The following is a 17,090-nucleotide window of genomic DNA, read 5'->3' as shown; positions in this document are numbered from 1 at the left end:
GTGATTGGTTTTCCAGATATCTGTAATTTATCTGTAATCTATTGGTAGCGAATTCCTGCCGCTTTCATGCGAGCGATCGCCTCTTGGATCCGTTCTTCTCCCAGGGTAATGGCAATACGGAAAAAACCCTCACCATTTTTGCCATAAGCATTACCCGAAGGCACAATAATCCCACATTTGTCCAACAGTAACGAGACAAACTCCTGGGAAGTATAACCTGGGGGAACCGGCACCCAGATATAAAGAGTCGCCCCAGGGGGTGAAATCGGCCAACCCAGAGATTTTAATCCTGCCACCACCAAATCCCGGCGTTTTTGATACAGAGAAATCATCGGTTGGATTTCTGCCTCGGTAGAATCAAAAGCGGCGATCGCGGTTTTTTGAATTGCCTTAAACACCCCAGAGTCCACATTCGACTTCACCTGTCGCAAACCCTGAATCCCCACGGCATTACCCACCACAAAGCCAATCCGCCAGCCGGTCATATTATAGGATTTCGACAAACTATGAAACTCGATCGCCACATCCTTAGCCCCCGGAACTTGCAACACCGAAGGAGGCTGATACCCGTCATAAGCGATCTCAGAATAAGCATGGTCATGGCACAGCAAAATATCGTAATGACGGCAAAATGCCACCAATTCCTCAAAATAAGCCAAACTTGCCAAAGCCCCCGTGGGATTATTGGGATAATTCACCCACAGCAATTTCGCCTGTTGCGCCACCGACTCAGGAATAGCTTTCAAATCCGGCAAAAAATGATTTTCTGGCGTCAAGGGCATCACAAAAGGCTCCCCACCGGCAAAAATCGTCGCACTCCGATATACCGGATACCCAGGATCGGGAATCAGGGTATAGTCACCGGATTCCACAAATGCCAGAAAAGTATTATGAATCGCTTCTTTCGCCCCAATAGAAGAAATAATTTCCGTATCTGGGTTTAATCCAGAAACCCCAAACCGCCGTTCCATCCACTGACCAGCCGCTTTTCTAAACTCAAGGATGCCCTGATAAGGCGGATAACTATGATTAGACGGATCATCCAGGGCTGCGTGCATCGCTTTGAGGATCCGTTCCGGAGTGGGTTTATCTGGATCTCCGGCTCCCATATTGATAATATCAACCCCTTGAGCGATTAGCTCCTGGCGTTTGCGGTCCATTTCCGCAAAGAGATAAGGGGGAATTTTTTCTAAACGTTTGGCAAACTGCATGACAATGTGACAACCCACTCCAGATGGTAACGAGAATCAAGCCTTTGCAAAGTTTACCGCCAAGTGGTCTCCTGGATCGTCAAACGGCCAAGATAAAATCAGGAGTTACCCACAGAAACTATATGTATGGGCAATATCCCCGTTTTTGCCCAATATTGCGCTAAATATATAAATGTTGCGTAAATCCTCAAAATGCCAAGTTTAGGATCCAAGGTGTCTATCAGAGAATCGGGACTGCCATCCCTAGCAGATTCGCCAATCCCGCATCTCAAGCTGATGGGTAAGCTGATGGATAAATAGTATGGCCGGAATTTTTCTCGTTTTATGGGTTAATTTTGTCATTTACAACCTGTAATGTGTCAAATCGTCACCCACGAGAGGACTATTTTACTAAAACAGCGGTGATGGCGAAACTTTTTCGATGGAATTTCGTCCCAGGCTTGGTCTTGATATTTGCAGAGCATATGGGATAAGTTTGACAAATTAGCTGAGTGATTTGAGTGATGAAAAATTAGCCACCAACTCAATCTGCCCAGCATCCATTTCACTCATCAATAATTCGAGGGCTTCATAATCAGCATCATCAATATAACCAAGCCTGGTAAGCTCTACATTAATTGCGTTCTCAATCTCAGGGGTTAATCGTTTAATGTAAAGAGCTTTTTCGACTAAATGACGAATCATTTTTTTTACCGTGTTGAAATCAATGAATGTAAGCTATCAGCATTAAGCTATCAGTCAACAATTAAAAAGCTAATAGCTGAAGGCTGATAGCTAATAACTGAATGCTTAAGGTTTATTAAAACTGTTTTTTGCCAATTTATAATCTATGTCTGAATTTTAGACAATTATCGGTATTAGATCAGTGATCTAAATCACTTCCGTAAATTCACGGATAATTTTGCACAATCTCCAAAATTATGCAAAATTATACAAAATTATTTAAAATTATCGGAGTGGCTTCAGCCGAAAGTGTTGGCGATTCTGCGGGGATGTTAATGGCCAGCAAGGGTTTATAGTTCTGTTTGTCAAGTAGAATACAAATTATTTTTTTTAGCCAAATCTTTATAAACTATAAGATTTTGATATAAAAGCTCCCTTTTTTTTAAAGATTTGGCAAAATATACTCTATTTTGTAGCCAAACTAGGCAAAAAGCGATTATGCTCAGAGGTAGTGGCGATGATTAGTCGGTGTCGATCGCTTATAAGCCTTAAGCCGATAAACTTTTGTAACGTATTGCCAATATGGCAACACAGTTATTAAAAAATATTGTTTGATCGGCACAGGCTTGCTGTATTTAAGTTGATCTGTGGTTTAGCTTTCTCTTGGGAGTTTCATTATGTACGGAACGGCTTGTGTTTCAGCCAAAGAAATTACGGTGGTTCAGCCTTCTGGGCCAATTAATGCCGCCAATGCTGCTGCATTTAGGTCTGAGTTGCATTGGGCAGTAGAATCAGCCGTCGATTCTCCATTGCTGGTCGATATGCAAAAGGTAGAATTTCTCGACAGTGCCGGACTGATGGTTTTAGTTAGTGCCCTGAGTCGCGCTCAAAAAGTGCAGCGGAAATTTGGTCTTTGTTCCGTTGATCCAGCAATCAAGATGATTTTTGAGTTGACCCAGTTGGAGAGAGTCTTTGAACTGTATGAAAGCCGTGCCGCTTTTGAAGCTGCAATTGATTAAATTTGGCTAAGGTTCAAATCCATGACTTCTAACCAAAGCTGAAGACACCACCGAATGATGATGGTGGTGTTCGGCTGGAGGTGACACCTGGTAAAATCATTATTTTTTTTGATGGGTCATTTTTAAATCATTTGTTTGGCAAATCAAAAACGGCAATGAAAGTGCTTAACGCTTCAAGTGAATAAAAAAACACCGGGCAGTCCCATCAGGAAAGTTGGCATATTTGGGGCTGCCGTTTAGTTTTGCCGTCAATTTTGGCCTGGACGCCTGAATCTGTTAATAGATCGATCGCCTCGATCGCCCCGATCGCCCCGATCGCGATCTCCTCATCCACCGTAGGATAAATTTGAAGTTCACGATATAATACTCATCACGCCACCGAGTCTTCTTTGTCTGGAACGATTTTTGATGTCGCGCTCTCATTGAACTGGACAAAAAATATATAAAAGATAGATTATATAAATTAAATGTGCAATTAAATCGGCCATAGACTCGGTAGTAACTTGAGATTTAGCAGCATAGAGAAGGTAGAGTAATATCGTGGCGATCGCAATCGAAAAACTTATTTCCACTGAAATCCTACAACCGGCTCGTTATCTGGGCAAAGAACTAGGGACAGTTCACAAGCCCTGGGAATCCGCAACGGTGCGCTGGGTTTTGACCTACCCAGAAGTGTATGAAGTTGGGGCATCTAATCTCGGTCATATCATTTTGTATAACATCTTAAATGCACAACCGAGGCAACTGTGCGATCGCTCCTACCTCCCAGCCCGCGACCTAGCCCAAAAACTCCGAGACAGCCAAACCCCCTTATTTGCCGTGGAATCTCGCCGTTATTTAACGGATTTCGATATTCTCGGCTTTAGCTTAAGCTATGAACTGGGCGCCACCAATATTCTAGAAATGTTGGACTTGGCAGGCATCCCCCTCACCTGGAAAGAACGAGCGGAAAACCCCCCAGCCACCGGGGAGTCAGGGGCAGGGCAACCACAATGGCCGCTGATTTTTGCCGGGGGTCAAACTGCCACCGGCAACCCAGAACCTTTCTCCGACTTTTTTGACTTTATTGCCCTGGGAGACGGGGAAGAACTCCTGCCAGAAATCGGCTTAGTCCTGGAAGAAGGCAAAAATGCTGGCCTCAGTCGGGAAGAACTGCTGCTAGATTTAGCCCAAGTCCCTGGGGTCTATGTGCCTCAGTTCTATGATTTAGCTGCCGATGGCGCCGTTTACCCCAACCGCCCTGGGGTGCCTGCGCGGGTGTTGCGGCGCGTGGCTACTCCCATTCCCGCTTATTCCATTGGTTTGGTGCCTTATACGGAAACCGTCCATGACCGGCTGACGATGGAAATTCGGCGCGGTTGTACCAGAGGCTGTCGTTTTTGCCAGCCCGGAATGCTGACCCGACCAGCCCATGATGTAGAACCAACGGTGGTGGTGGAGGCGATCGAGCAAGGAATGCGAGCCACGGGCTATAATGAGTTTTCCTTACTTTCCTTGAGTTGTTCTGATTATCTGTCCCTGCCCGCAGTGGGGATGGAAATCAAGAATCGCCTGAAAGACCAAAATATTTCCCTTTCTTTGCCGTCCCAACGGGTCGATCGCTTTGATGAGAATATCGCTAATATTATTGGCGGCACCCGCAAAAGCGGTCTGACCTTTGCCCCGGAAGCCGGAACTCAGCGAATGCGGGACATTATTAATAAAGGGCTGACCAATGAAGAACTCTTGCGCGGGGTGAAAACCGCTTTTGAGCAAGGGTGGGATAAAGTCAAGCTCTATTTTATGATTGGCTTACCGGGAGAAACCGATGCGGATGTTCTGGGCATTGCCGAAACGGTGCGCTGGTTACAGCAGGAATGCCGCGCCCCCAAACGCCGCCCACTGAGTGTTAATTTGACCATTTCTAACTTTACGCCGAAACCCCATACGCCGTTTCAGTGGCATTCTGTCTCTACCGCAGAGTTTCAGCGCAAACAAGAAATGTTGCGCTCCTATTTTCGCAGTATGAGAGGAGTTAAGGCCAATTTTACGGATGTGCGGATTTCGGCGATGGAAGATTTTATTGGTCGAGGCGATCGCCGTCTCGCCCCCGTGGTGCGTCGGGCTTGGGAGTTGGGCGCCGGGATGGATTCCTGGTGGGAAAGTTTGGATAATGCTTTTAAAGCCTGGACTGAGGCGATCGCCCAATCGGGCCTAACCTGGAAATACCGGCAAATTGAAAATGGGGAATGGAATTTAATTCCCGGATCCAGTCATCCAGAATCTACTCAGACTCCAGAAATCCTCGATGCCCAGTTAGATGCCCCACTACCTTGGGATCATATTAATACGGGCATTGATAAAAATTGGCTCAGAGAAGACCTGAAACGAGCGATCGCGGCGACCACCGTGGCCGATTGTTCTTTTGATGGCTGTTCTCACTGTGGGGTTTGTGGCACAGATTTTGGCCATAATATTGTCTTTGAAGCCCCACCAATTCCCCCATTTATCGGTCAAGTTCAACCCCTACAAGACCGCACCCAACGGCTGCGCGTCTGGTTAGGCAAACTCGGCGAGATGAAATTTCTCAGCCATTTAGATTTAATGCGTCTCTTTGACCGGGCAGTCCGACGAGCCGGATTACCCATTTCTTACTCTGGGGGCTATCACCCCAGCCCAAGAATCTCTCCCGCGAATGCCCTGAGTTTAGGTGCGACCTCTAGCGGCGAAATTGTCGATTTTGAACTGACTCAGACTATGGATCTGGGGGATTTTCAAACTAAATTGGCGGCTCAACTGCCCGCTGAAATTCCCATTTATCGGGTAGAGGAAGTGGAAGTTAAGTCGCCGTCCGCCACCCAGTTGTTAGAACAAGCGGAGTATTTATTGACGGTGGCTTGGGTGCCGTCCCCAGACCAGTCCCCAAATCCGGTTGATGAGCAATTGAGTACAACCCAGTGGCAGCAGTGGCTTGACCAGATTTTAGGGACCGCAGAAATTCTCTGGGAACAGACCACGAAAAAAGGCAAGGTGAAACAGGTAAATCTGCGCGATCGCCTCCTGGAACTAGAATTGCTAGAAGTCAATCCCGATGCTCAAACCAGCCAGATCCGGTATCGTGGCATTTGCCGCAATGATGGCACCAACCTGCGTCCCCATCAAATCATCTATTTATTGGAACAAGTCACCCAGGAGCAATTTCAACTTTTAAATATCCATCGGCAACAACTCATATTAGGATCGGGATTGAAAGAATTTTTGTAATCTCACCCGTTTCCGTAGGGGGAATTGATCGATTTCCCCTATTAGGGAGAAAGGTGATCCGATCAGTCCGCTCTAAAAAACCAGGGATCTGGCTAAAACCCTTGTTTTCACCACGAGGGTGAATATTTATAATCAATCTAGCCACTTCAACTTCAGACTAGAGACGGAACATTAACCCGGAAAATGGCCAATCGATTTATTCGTCATGTAAACCGATGGTATCCACCAATTCCTTGACAGTGATTAATCGGTGACAAGGTTAATCAGAATCTTGTTTAAGCCCTCAAAAAGCTTGAATCCTAAGCAGAGAGCCTTTTCCTGAGTCTAATCCACTCAATTCCCCAATGCCGAAATTTTTGAGCGTGATTTTTTTTCAGCCTTAGCATCGGGTATAATTCCGAATAGAAAGAAGTTGTTGTGGCTTGAGAAGCCAATTAAACCGATCTCACTCAAGCTTTCGCAGTTAGAGAAACTGGGCGTAATTCCAACTAATAAAGAATTTCAAGCTTTTGATCGATTCTTGGTAAAATTGGGAAAATCACGGTTGTATCCCAGTATTAGCCTTCCGGCCATTGGGAACATCGATTCCAAAAGCATGGACAGTCCTTTGGTTCCATCCAACCATCGGCTCCTTTGTTCGCGATCAGGGAGTCCAATGTACCCCATCAAGTCCCTAAGCTTGAATTCTTTAACAAGAAATTTTTCCGGCGCGATGGATCGGTTTTTGGGTCATGGTTGTTGACATTCTCCATTGATGATTGGGTAATGATTTTTACCATCAAGATTCTGTGTTGATTAGAAAGAAATGGTTTCCCCTGGTTAGACCACGGACAACCGGAGGCTCTTACCACACAGTAATCAAATCAATGCTGATGTAAGGTGACAGCCTCCGCCCACAAAAAACAAATAGCTGATAGTGAATTACTGTTCAGCCAAGTTTTGAGGAAATTGAATGCCGAAACAAATTATTATCGCGGAGCAATATCGACTTGCTGCCGTTTTTTCTGAAGATCAAATCCAGGAACTGGTTGTTGCCACAGGACAACATCAGGTTGGTGATATTTATCTGGGCGTTGTGGAAAATGTACTTCCTGGAATTGATGCTGCCTTTGTCAATATTGGCGACGCCGAACGCAATGGATTTATTCACGTCAGCGACCTCGGTCCCCTGCGCTTGAAACGTTCTGCGGGCGCCATTACCGAACTGTTGGCACCTCAGCAAAAAGTGCTGGTACAGGTGATGAAAGAGCCAACGGGCAATAAAGGTCCTAGACTCACGGGTAATATCACTCTACCCGGTCGCTATTTGGTCTTAATGCCCTACGGTCGAGGGGTGAATCTTTCGCGGCGAATTCGCTCGGAAGCGGAACGCAGCCGTTTACGCGCTTTGGGAATTCTGATTAAGCCTTCGGGGATGGGTTTGTTGATCCGTACCGAAGCGGAAGGGATGGCCGAAGAAGCCATTATGGAAGATTTGGAATTTCTCCAAAAAGAATGGGAAGAAATTCAGGTAGAAGCGGCGTCCATTAGACCTCCCGCCCTGCTAAACCGGGATGATGATTTTATTCAACGGGTGCTGCGAGAAATGTACAGCACTGATGTGAATCGAATTGTGGTGGATTCGCCGATCGCCGTCAGTCGGGTGAAGCAACAGTTAATTAACTGGAGTGGTGGCAAGTCACCCCAAGGGGTCTTGGTTGACGAACACCGAGATCCTCGCTTGCCGATTTTGGAATATTTCCGGGTGAATGCGGCTATTCGTGAAGCCCTGAAACCCAGAGTGGATTTACCGTCTGGGGGCTACATTATCATTGAACCCACGGAAGCACTGACGGTGATTGACGTGAACTCTGGTTCTTTTACTCGTTCGTCTACAGCGCGGGAAACGGTTCTCTGGACTAACTGTGAGGCGGCTACAGAAATTGCCCGTCAATTGCGATTACGCAATATTGCCGGTGTGATTATTGTGGACTTCATTGATATGGACTCCCGGCGGGATCAGTTGCAGGTGTTGGAGCATTTTACTAAATGCCTACGAGCGGATAAAGCTAGACCCCAAATTGCCCAATTGTCTGAACTAGGTTTAGTTGAACTGACTCGGAAACGCCAAGGCCAAAATATTTATGAGTTGTTTGGTCGGGTTTGTCCAACTTGTGGCGGTTTAGGCCATGTGATTCATTTGCCCGGTGAAGGGGAGCCGATCGCCCCTGAACCCTTCCCCCCCATCAGTCGCCCGGTGGTTCCCAGCGAGTCCCTGGCTCAGTTGGCCCAAGAACGAGAACGTTCGGTTTCACTTCCCAGTCGAGAAGTTCCACCCCTGGAGTCCCCCGCCCGTGATTTGCTGGATTTGGAATCGACCAGTGATTTACAAGAGCTTGATTTGTTGAATCATCCCAGCTATCAGGAAATTGGTGGGGCTGCCAGTCGTCGTCGTCGCCGCCGTCGCCTGGAAGTTGGGGAAAAAGATGCCACCGAGGACTTGGGTCTGCGATCGGGGGGACGGCTTTCGGCTCCCACTCTCTCCCCTTTGCGGGAAAGTAAAGGGGAATGGGATGAACCCAGTGAATCTTTATCCCCTACGGGACCAATTCATAAAGAGGAACGTCTGGAAAAAACCGATCGCCGCTCTAAGCGTGACTATAACAAGTCATCCGCAGAACCCCCGGAAATTATTCCGGTACAAATGACCGAAGATGAACAAGATGTTTATGCCTTGATGGGAATTTCACCCCTGGTTTTGTTTGATGGTGAGGTGAAAAATCCTAAATCAGCAGTGATTGCGGTTTATGAACCCGGAACCACACCGAATATCCCGATCGCTTCGGTCAGTTCTGCATCTAAACCCTTGGAAGTTGTGCAAGTCGTGCAGAATAACCCGGCGATCGCACTTGATGAGATGGATGAGATCGACGAGATGGATGACATCGATGAGTCTGATGAGTCTGATGAGTCTGATGAGTCTGATGATTTTGATGAGTCCGATGATTTTGATCGGTCTGAGGCGATGGATTTCTCTGATGACATCGATGAGTCCGACCAGTCCGACCAGTCCGACCAGTCCGACGATGTTGATCAGTCTGAAAAGTCCGATCTCACCCTGGGTACTAGCGCACCGACGAGTCGGCGCCGCCGCCGACGCTCTTCGGCTTTGTAATGGTGAGAAAACTTACGCCAATTTTCAGATTTATCAGATTTAAAGAATATCAGTGCCACCTGGTTGTTCGCTCCTAGGACACCAACGGTTGACTATATCTCAAGGTGATGCGTAAGTTCTCAGGGATTTAGTTTGAACGATTAATATTGCTATACTCCTGGCAAATTCCCGACGATAAGGTTAACGGTTAATGATTAACTGTTAACCTTATATTCTTTTAATTCCACCAGATATGACGTAGCAGCACAATTGTGAATATTCAACAGGTACTTCAACAGGTACAAAGACAGAAGCTATCATTCGATCGCCCGGTGGCTGGGGTCGATGAAGTAGGCCGGGGTTGTTTATTTGGTCCGGTGGTCGCAGCGGCAGTGATTTTGCCTGACTCAGGTTGGGAAATGTTACAAAATGCCGGGGTTACAGATAGTAAGAAATTGTCCGCAAATCAACGAGAATCCTTGGTTCAGTTGATTATAAAAGTGGCCATTGATTGTAAGATTGGTGTCGCTTCGGTGGCAGAAATTGACCGATTAAATATTTTACAAGCGTCTCTGCTGGCCATGAGGCGATCTCTCCTGAAACTTTATCCCCAGCCAGAACTTTGTTTAGTGGATGGGAATCAGCGCATTCCGGGATTATCTCTACCCCAAGAAACCATTGTTCAAGGAGATAGTCAATGTTTGCCGATCGCCGCCGCCAGTATTCTGGCTAAAGTTTGGCGCGATCAATTAATAATTCGCTTGGCAGATCGATATCCTGAATATGACTTAATTAATAATAAAGGTTATGGCACAAAAGCCCACAAAAAAGCCTTAGCTTTGTATGGTGCATCGCCTCAACATCGACTCTCTTTTAGTCCTTGCCAGCCCAATCTTTCCGCCCCAAATCAGCTTTCACTATTTGATATAACACGATAATTTGTATTACTTTTTTATCCTTGAAAAATATCCACGTATTTACTGATTATCATAGCAGGGGCAACCACCAATACCAAATAAACCCTAAAGACCAGTTGCTATCACTAATTCTGAAAAAAATCAGCTTTGATCTTGACAATTTCACCAAGCTATGTCAAAATAATATTATCAAGATATAATCGGAGTCCGTGTCGGCCTACGAGGTATTGGTGACAGGCCACGTTAGGGAACCCCCCGTCGGCAGAGGGGGGATGAGGGGCAGGGGGCTGAAGGGCAGGGGGGAGAGAGAAGAGAGGAGAGAGGAGAGAGGAGAGAGAAGAGAGGAGAGAGGAGAGAGAAGAGAGAAGAGAGGAGAGAGGAGAGAGGAGAGAGGAGAGAGAAGAGAGAATTTTCATGGTTCACCTCTTTCATTAGCATCCTATGCATCCTATGCATAGGATGCATCCTCCCCACACTTCCCACACTTCCCCTGCACCCCCGCTCTAGAAGATCCCCTACAACCTGCACCCTGCAATCAATTAAGCGGCGATCGCCTCTTCGGGTTGGGCGATCGCCCACTTACTGTAATCTAACAACAACTGCTGCATTAATTGTTGCTTCATTTTCAGCAAAATACTCCGCAGCAAACTATTGCCCGTAGACTGTACCATTTGCTTTGGCATCATAGAAAACGGCGGGGGTAGAAAAATCTTTAATCCCAACTCAGCCCCACCTTTTAAGTAAGTTTCTCCGTCAACTTTACACGGCTGCATCGTCCCCTGAAGTTGGATATCAAAATGTTCGTTAATTGTCTCAATGCCTTTCAGTTCACAACCGACGGATTTTAAATGAATTGTCCCATTAGAATCAGCCCATATTTTTAAATCCACCGTTGGCTCTATTTTTAGGGTAAAAAATTTTAATGGTCGCATGGTCAGCCGATAGGAATCGTGGCCAATTTGGTGGATCCTGCTGGAGTCGGCGATCGCCCGCACAATCCGCTTTGGCTGCCGTAAATAATGATGAATCGGTACAGCTTGCTGGGGCACCGCTAGTTTTACGGACTGAGAGGCAAAGAAATTGTTATACATTTTATAAATTTACGCAAAAACACAGGGACGTTTTGATGATTTGATAAAATTTACAATACTTTAAGGAATGTTGCAAGATTCTCAGGAATAAATTTTGTTATTTATTGGTTATTAGTTATTATTTGTTAGTTTTATTCATCAAATAACGAATAACGAATAACCAATAAATAACAAGCAACAAGCAACAAGCAATAGCCAATAGCCAATAGCCAATAGCCAATAACATTACGCACTTTGACCATTGGGGGAAAATACTGGCTGCTGAGAGAAATTCGTTGCCTCAATTTCATCGGAAGCCCAACGACGATAATCGAGTAATAGTTGCTGGGTTAACCGTTGTTTAATCGTCAGCAAGATACTCCGCAGCAAACCATTGCCGGTGGTTTCTAGTATCATCGGTGGGGTGATATCCAACGGAGGGGGTACATCTACTTGAACAATTAAATCCGCTTTTCCTTTGAGATAGGTGATACCGTTGACTTCACAAGGGGACAATTGACCCACTAAATCTAAGGCAAACCGTTGGTTGATATAGTCCACTCCGCGAATTTCACAGCCCACGGAGGCTAAATGAATGGTGCCATCAGCTTTTGCCCAGACTCGCAGATCCACCGTTGGCTGAAGCCGAAACATCATAAACTCGCGAGGACGCATTTTCAGGCGAAACTTTTCTGGGCTTAACTGTTCCATCCGACTGGGTTCGACCAGGCTATGTACCAGACGCTGGGGTTGGCGTAAATAGTGACTGATTGGTATGGGCTGCTCTGGAACCACGATTTCCACAGATTGTGAGGCAAAAAAATGAGTCAACATGAGAAACCAGTAATCATTGTTCAAATAATTTGTGATAAATTGTAACAAATATTAATAATGTATGAAGAGGCGATCGCGGCTGTGGGAATTTTTTGCTCGTCAATCAGCGCTGGCAACTGAAACTATTAAATAACTTGGCGGATAAACTTGGCGGATAAACTTGGCGGATAAACTTGGCGGATAAACTTGGGTGATATTTTTCACCTCACCATCAGACTTTTTCCCGATCATCCTAGGGCATTATGGTGATAATTCCCCAGAAATTCCCAGGTAATGAAAAAAATCTCTTGATTACTGAATCAGCAATGACTAAATCGAAATATCCGGGCATATCCCTAAAAAATTCGCGATCGGCTTTCCCTTGATTTCTGAGACGGCGGGGAAAATTTGCTGAATTTCCGGGATTAAATCAGTACAAATACTTAAATAAATTGCGATGATTTCCAGGATCAATACCAGCATCAATAATTATTGAATGTAGAATCAAAAATTCTTATGAATCAATCAATTGCGTATTTAGGCCCTGCGGGGACTTATAGTGAAGCCGCTGCCCTGGCATATCTGAATCAACAATCGGTAAAATTTTCCGGGGAATGTTCGTTGTGTCCCTATCCGACGATCGCCCAAACTTTGCGGGCAGTGGCAGAGGGTGAAGTTTCTCTGGCAGTGGTGCCGGTGGAAAATTCCATTGAAGGCAGTGTGGCCACAACTTTGGATACGATTTGGCAGTTAGATCAGTTGCAAATTCAGCAAGCTTTATTGTTGCCTATTGCTCATGCTTTGCTGGCAAGAACCAGTAATTATGAAGGGATTAAAACTGTGTATTCTCATCCCCAGGCTTTGGGGCAATGTCAGCAGTGGTTAGAAAAGTCTTTGCCCGCAGTGAAATTGATTGCGACTAATTCTACTACTGAGGCAGTTCAGCAATTAGATCAAGATGAGTTTGGCGGGGCGATCGCTTCTATGCGAGCCGCAGAATTATATCAGGTTCCCGTACTCGCTTATCCTATTAACGATCGCCCAGATAATTGTACTCGGTTTTGGGTAGTGAGCTTGCAACCTTCTCAAGAGGGAACTCACACTTCTCTGGCTTTTAGTTTACCAAAAAATATCCCCGGTGCTTTAGTCAAACCGTTGCAAGTTTTTGCAGAAAGAGGGATTAATATGAGTCGGATTGAATCCCGTCCCACTAAACGGGCGATCGGTGAATATTTATTCTTTATTGACATCGAAGCGGATGCGGAAGATCCTTTAGTTCATTCGGCATTAGATGAACTCAATGCTTGCACCGAAACCCTCAAAATATTTGGCCGATATCCGGTGATATTCATCAAATACTAATTAACTATGAGAATCATAGATACCTGGTTGCTAAAATAAACCTGGTATCTTGTCTTTTTTTTACCACAGAGACACAGAGATTCACCGAGTAAATACCGAGTCAATATTGTATAACAAAAAGTTTTCTCTTGGTAAGCGATCGCTATCGCCAGGAAAAGAAACCCGGTTTCTTCTCTGGGAAAAAGAAACCCGGTTTCTGAGTCTAATTCCCGGTTGTCTTATCTAAAATTGAAATATATTCCACCACCGAAGCAATCAAATGCAAGGCCAACTCCTTAAAGGACGCTATCAAATCTTACAACCACTGGGGCAAGGCGGATTTGGTCAAACCTATCTCGCTGCGGATACCCAACGACCAAACCACCCCCAATGTGTAGTTAAGCATCTCCAAGTGCTGTGCCGTCTTCTTTTTGGTCATAACTGCTGACACGAGCATAGTTTATAGTTATGCGCTCATCTAATTGACTTCGCCCTCTTGGTGTTATGCGTTTTATGTCTGTCAGGTAAAACCTCACTCCCGGAAGATTTGAAAAGATATGAGTAGATATCTTGTTACAGTTCTTTACCCTGGAAGGGCGACTTCTGAACTGAACGCAAACCAATCCCCGGGCAGCGATCCCAGGGATCCGTTGCCATATGATTAGTTCACAATTTTCAACTTATCAAGAGACACTCTTTAGGGGTAAAATGCTTCTGATCTACCCCAAAGAGATTCTCAAAAGCATCGTTATTTATATTTTTAACCATAACGATTCTCGCTGATTATTTTATTCAGACTGCCGCTTGCACCAGGGTTGCGGACTCCGTTGCCCTGGAAGGGCGCAAAATTTTAAAAGTCGCCCTGGAAGGGCGCAAAATTTTAGAAGTCGCAGCCGGAGGATAGAACCCTGACCACTCGCGTTATTTTAGTTCGTCATGGCCAGAGCACCTATAATGTAGAGCAGCGGATCCAAGGCCGCCTAGATCGATCCGTGTTAACGGATGTCGGTCGGGAGACTGCTCGTCAAGTTGCTGTAGCCTTACAAGGCATTGCATTTGATGCCGTTTACAGCAGTCCCCTGCAACGGGCGAAAGAAACCGCCGAAATTATCGTTGCTGCCCTATCAGAAAAAACGGCGGCAAACACGGCGCACCCTGCTCCTGCTGCTCAACCAATTGACCTTTTAAGAGAAATTGATTTGCCCTTATGGGAAGGTTTGCGGCGCACGGAAGTCCAAGAGAAGTATTCTGAAGATTACCGACTCTGGAAAGAACGCCCCCATCAGTTATGCATGATGACCCCAGAGGGAGAACATTTCCCGGTGTTAGCATTGCATCACCAAGCGAGGCAATTCTGGCAAGACATCCTGACTCAGCACCCGAATCAAACGATTTTAGTGGTAGCCCATAATGGGATTAATCGTTGCTTAATTAGTACCGCTTTAGGGATTTCCCCAGACCGCTATCATTCGATTCAGCAATCTAACTGTGGCATTAGCGTGCTCAATTTTGCCGGAACCTTGGCCGATCCGGTGCAGTTAGAGTCGATGAACTTAACCGCCCATGTGGGACATAAACTCCCCAAACCCCGCCCTGGTCATCATGGCCCGCGTTTGTTATTGGTGCGCCACGGGGAGACGGAATGGAACCGTCAGCAGCAGTTTCAGGGACAAATTGATATTCCCCTGAATGATAACGGCAGAATCCAAGCCCAACAAGCGAGAGATTTTCTCGCCTGTGTGCAGATCGATTCAGCAGTCAGCAGTCCGTTGTTGCGTCCCAAAGAAACGGCGGAAATTATTTTACAAGCACATCCAGGGGTGACGCTGCAACTGGATGAGCGGTTACAAGAAATTTCCCACGGCCTCTGGGAAGGTAAGTTTGAGTCGGAAATTGAGCAAGCTTTTCCAGGGATGTTGCAGCAGTGGAAAATTGCCCCGGAAACGGTGCAAATGCCAGAGGGTGAAAATTTGCAGGATGTCTGGAATCGCAGTATCCCCGCTTGGCAGGAGATCGTGGCATCTACGCCACCCAATACCACTTGTTTGGTGGTCGGTCACGATGCAATTAATAAGGCGGTGATGTGTTATCTGTCTGGCTTAGGTCCAGAACATTTCTGGAATTTTAAGCAAGGTAACGGCAGTGTGACGGTGATTGACTATCCTGATGGGCCTGATGGTCTGCCGGTGATAGAAGCTGCCAATATTACGATTCACCTCGGTGGGATTTTGGATCGAACCGCAGCCGGGGCATTATAACATTAGTTACTGGTTATTCGTTATTCGTTATTTGAGCGAAATAACCAATAACAAATAACCAGTAACCAGTAACCAGTAACAATCTGTGAACAGTCAATTAATCCAACAAGTCCGCGTATTAGACCCAGTTGCCAATACAGACGAAATCGCTGATGTGCTGATTGTTGATCGCACCATTCAGGCGATCGCCCCCCACTTGTCTGAAGCGATCGGCGCTGATACAGAAGTGATCGATGGTCGGGGATTAATCTTGGGGCCGGGTTTAGTCGATTTATATAGTCATAGCGGGGAACCAGGATTTGAGGAACGGGAAACCCTGGTATCTTTGATGCAAGCCGCTGCTGCTGGGGGTTTTACCCGGTTAGGGATTCTGCCAGATACTCACCCAGAGATTGATAATGCTACCGCTGTCACCGGGTTGCACCGTTGCCTCAACCTGTTACCCCAACAGTCACCCCAAAAGCTGCCTCAATTCTACATTTGGGGGGCGCTGACCTTGGGGGCAAAAGGAGAACAGATGACCGAGTTGGCAGAGTTAGCCAATGCTGGGGTGGTGGGATTTACCGATGGTCAGCCGGTGAAAAAGCTGGGTTTGTTGCGTCGGAGTTTGGAATATTTGCAACCCCTGGGATTACCGATCGCCCTGTGGCCTTGCGATCGCGATTTAGGGGGCAATGGTTCCGTCCGGGAAGGCAGCACTTCCATTCGTTTGGGGTTAGTCGGTTCCCCAGCGATCGCGGAAACTTCTGCCCTAGCCGCAATTTTGGAAATTGTCGCCGCTACAGGGACTCCCGTGCATTTGATGCGAATTTCCACCGCCCGCAGTGTGGAATTAATTCGCGCTGCCAAAGCCCAAGGATTGCCGATTACTGCTAGTACCACTTGGATGCATTTATTATTAAATGTGCAAAATATTCGCGGCCATCTTAACCCCAATTCTTCTTTATGTCATCCAGCCCCAGAAATTCCCTACGATGCCGCGATGCATCTCGATCCCCCGTTAGGAAATATTGAAGACCAATTAGCTTTGATTTCTGCGGTTGAAGATGGGGCGATCGATGTGGTGGCGATCGACCATAGTCCCTATTCTTATGAAGAAACTCATGTGGCTTTTGCTGAGTCTCCCCCAGGAGCGATCGGGTTAGAATTAGCCCTACCTTTATTGTGGCACAACTTAGTAGAAACTGGCAAGTTAACCGCCCTACAACTCTGGCGAGTTTTAAGTACCAATCCCGCTGAATGTTTCCAACAAAAACCGGCAACTTTTACCCAGGGAAGTTCCGCAGAACTGATATTATTCGATCCGCAGAAAACTTGGAAAGTAGAGATTAATCATTTAGCTTCGCGATCGCACAATACCCCTTGGTTGGGACAAACTCTCACAGGTCAAGTGGTGAAAACTTTGGCTTAGAAACCTTCCCA

The 17,090-nt window shown here is 46.2% G+C and carries 15 protein-coding genes; 9 read left to right on the top strand and 6 right to left on the bottom strand.

All coding sequences use genetic code 11. The features are described from left to right. Nucleotides 1–38: 38 nt before the first annotated feature. On the bottom strand, nucleotides 39–1,211 hold the full coding sequence (locus tag AM228_RS21640; RefSeq protein WP_054469027.1) for a pyridoxal phosphate-dependent aminotransferase: 1,173 nt from the start codon (nucleotides 1,209–1,211) through the stop codon (nucleotides 39–41). Between the two features lie 483 nt (nucleotides 1,212–1,694). After that, complete coding sequence (locus AM228_RS21635; protein WP_054469026.1) at nucleotides 1,695–1,895, bottom strand: hypothetical protein; 201 nt, start codon at nucleotides 1,893–1,895, stop codon at nucleotides 1,695–1,697. A 656-nt stretch (nucleotides 1,896–2,551) separates the two neighbouring features. On the opposite strand from AM228_RS21635, the gene AM228_RS21630 reads away from it, so the two are divergent. Further along, nucleotides 2,552–2,893: an STAS domain-containing protein gene (locus tag AM228_RS21630; RefSeq protein WP_054469025.1), complete on the top strand. Its 342-nt coding sequence runs from the start codon at nucleotides 2,552–2,554 to the stop codon at nucleotides 2,891–2,893. A 205-nt stretch (nucleotides 2,894–3,098) separates the two neighbouring features. Here AM228_RS21630 and AM228_RS36330 read toward each other — a convergent pair whose 3' ends face one another. Continuing rightward, entirely contained in the window at nucleotides 3,099–3,227 is a 129-nt protein-coding gene (locus tag AM228_RS36330; RefSeq protein ID WP_255353241.1) for a hypothetical protein, read from the bottom strand. A gap of 206 nt (nucleotides 3,228–3,433) precedes the next feature. Between AM228_RS36330 and AM228_RS21625 the strand changes: the two genes are divergently transcribed. The 4 genes from AM228_RS21625 to AM228_RS21610 all read left to right on the top strand — a co-directional run bounded on the left by AM228_RS21625 (nucleotide 3,434) and on the right by AM228_RS21610 (nucleotide 10,644). Then, nucleotides 3,434–6,136: a TIGR03960 family B12-binding radical SAM protein gene (locus tag AM228_RS21625; protein WP_054469024.1), complete on the top strand. Its 2,703-nt coding sequence runs from the start codon at nucleotides 3,434–3,436 to the stop codon at nucleotides 6,134–6,136. Between the two features lie 952 nt (nucleotides 6,137–7,088). Then, nucleotides 7,089–9,290, top strand: coding sequence for an Rne/Rng family ribonuclease (locus AM228_RS21620; protein WP_054469023.1), 2,202 nt, complete (start codon nucleotides 7,089–7,091; stop codon nucleotides 9,288–9,290). 257 nt (nucleotides 9,291–9,547) lie between these two features. Beyond that, nucleotides 9,548–10,207: a ribonuclease HII gene (locus AM228_RS21615; RefSeq protein ID WP_197285363.1), complete on the top strand. Its 660-nt coding sequence runs from the start codon at nucleotides 9,548–9,550 to the stop codon at nucleotides 10,205–10,207. Between the two features lie 188 nt (nucleotides 10,208–10,395). Beyond that, nucleotides 10,396–10,644 carry a hypothetical protein gene (locus tag AM228_RS21610; protein ID WP_197285362.1) on the top strand — a complete coding sequence of 83 codons (249 nt, stop codon included), beginning with the start codon at nucleotides 10,396–10,398 and terminating at the stop codon, nucleotides 10,642–10,644. A gap of 81 nt (nucleotides 10,645–10,725) precedes the next feature. Here AM228_RS21610 and AM228_RS21605 read toward each other — a convergent pair whose 3' ends face one another. From AM228_RS21605 to AM228_RS33270, 3 genes are all read right to left on the bottom strand, one after another. Then, nucleotides 10,726–11,277 (bottom strand): DUF1997 domain-containing protein, encoded by a 552-nt coding sequence (locus AM228_RS21605; protein WP_054469020.1) that lies wholly within the window; start codon nucleotides 11,275–11,277, stop codon nucleotides 10,726–10,728. Nucleotides 11,278–11,502: 225 nt separating this feature from the next. Further along, nucleotides 11,503–12,090, bottom strand: a complete 588-nt coding sequence (locus AM228_RS21600; protein ID WP_054469019.1) for a DUF1997 domain-containing protein — start codon at nucleotides 12,088–12,090, stop codon at nucleotides 11,503–11,505. 309 nt (nucleotides 12,091–12,399) lie between these two features. Continuing rightward, nucleotides 12,400–12,552: a hypothetical protein gene (locus AM228_RS33270; protein ID WP_156331961.1), complete on the bottom strand. Its 153-nt coding sequence runs from the start codon at nucleotides 12,550–12,552 to the stop codon at nucleotides 12,400–12,402. Nucleotides 12,553–12,585: 33 nt separating this feature from the next. On the opposite strand from AM228_RS33270, the gene pheA reads away from it, so the two are divergent. The 4 genes from pheA (at nucleotide 12,586) to AM228_RS21585 (ending at nucleotide 17,079) form a co-directional block, all read left to right on the top strand. Further along, nucleotides 12,586–13,431 (top strand): prephenate dehydratase, encoded by an 846-nt coding sequence (gene pheA / locus AM228_RS21595; RefSeq protein ID WP_054469018.1) that lies wholly within the window; start codon nucleotides 12,586–12,588, stop codon nucleotides 13,429–13,431. 259 nt (nucleotides 13,432–13,690) lie between these two features. Beyond that, nucleotides 13,691–13,858 carry a hypothetical protein gene (locus AM228_RS33265; protein ID WP_156331960.1) on the top strand — a complete coding sequence of 56 codons (168 nt, stop codon included), beginning with the start codon at nucleotides 13,691–13,693 and terminating at the stop codon, nucleotides 13,856–13,858. Nucleotides 13,859–14,318: 460 nt separating this feature from the next. Then, nucleotides 14,319–15,668: a histidine phosphatase family protein gene (locus tag AM228_RS21590; protein ID WP_072160883.1), complete on the top strand. Its 1,350-nt coding sequence runs from the start codon at nucleotides 14,319–14,321 to the stop codon at nucleotides 15,666–15,668. An 85-nt stretch (nucleotides 15,669–15,753) separates the two neighbouring features. After that, complete coding sequence (locus tag AM228_RS21585; protein WP_054469016.1) at nucleotides 15,754–17,079, top strand: dihydroorotase; 1,326 nt, start codon at nucleotides 15,754–15,756, stop codon at nucleotides 17,077–17,079. Nucleotides 17,080–17,090: the final 11 nt, after the last annotated feature.

This window comes from Planktothricoides sp. SR001 (assembly GCF_001276715.1).
GTDB classification, from domain to species: Bacteria; Cyanobacteriota; Cyanobacteriia; order Cyanobacteriales; family Laspinemataceae; genus Planktothricoides; species Planktothricoides raciborskii.
This window is presented reverse-complemented; position numbering and strand designations above follow the sequence as displayed.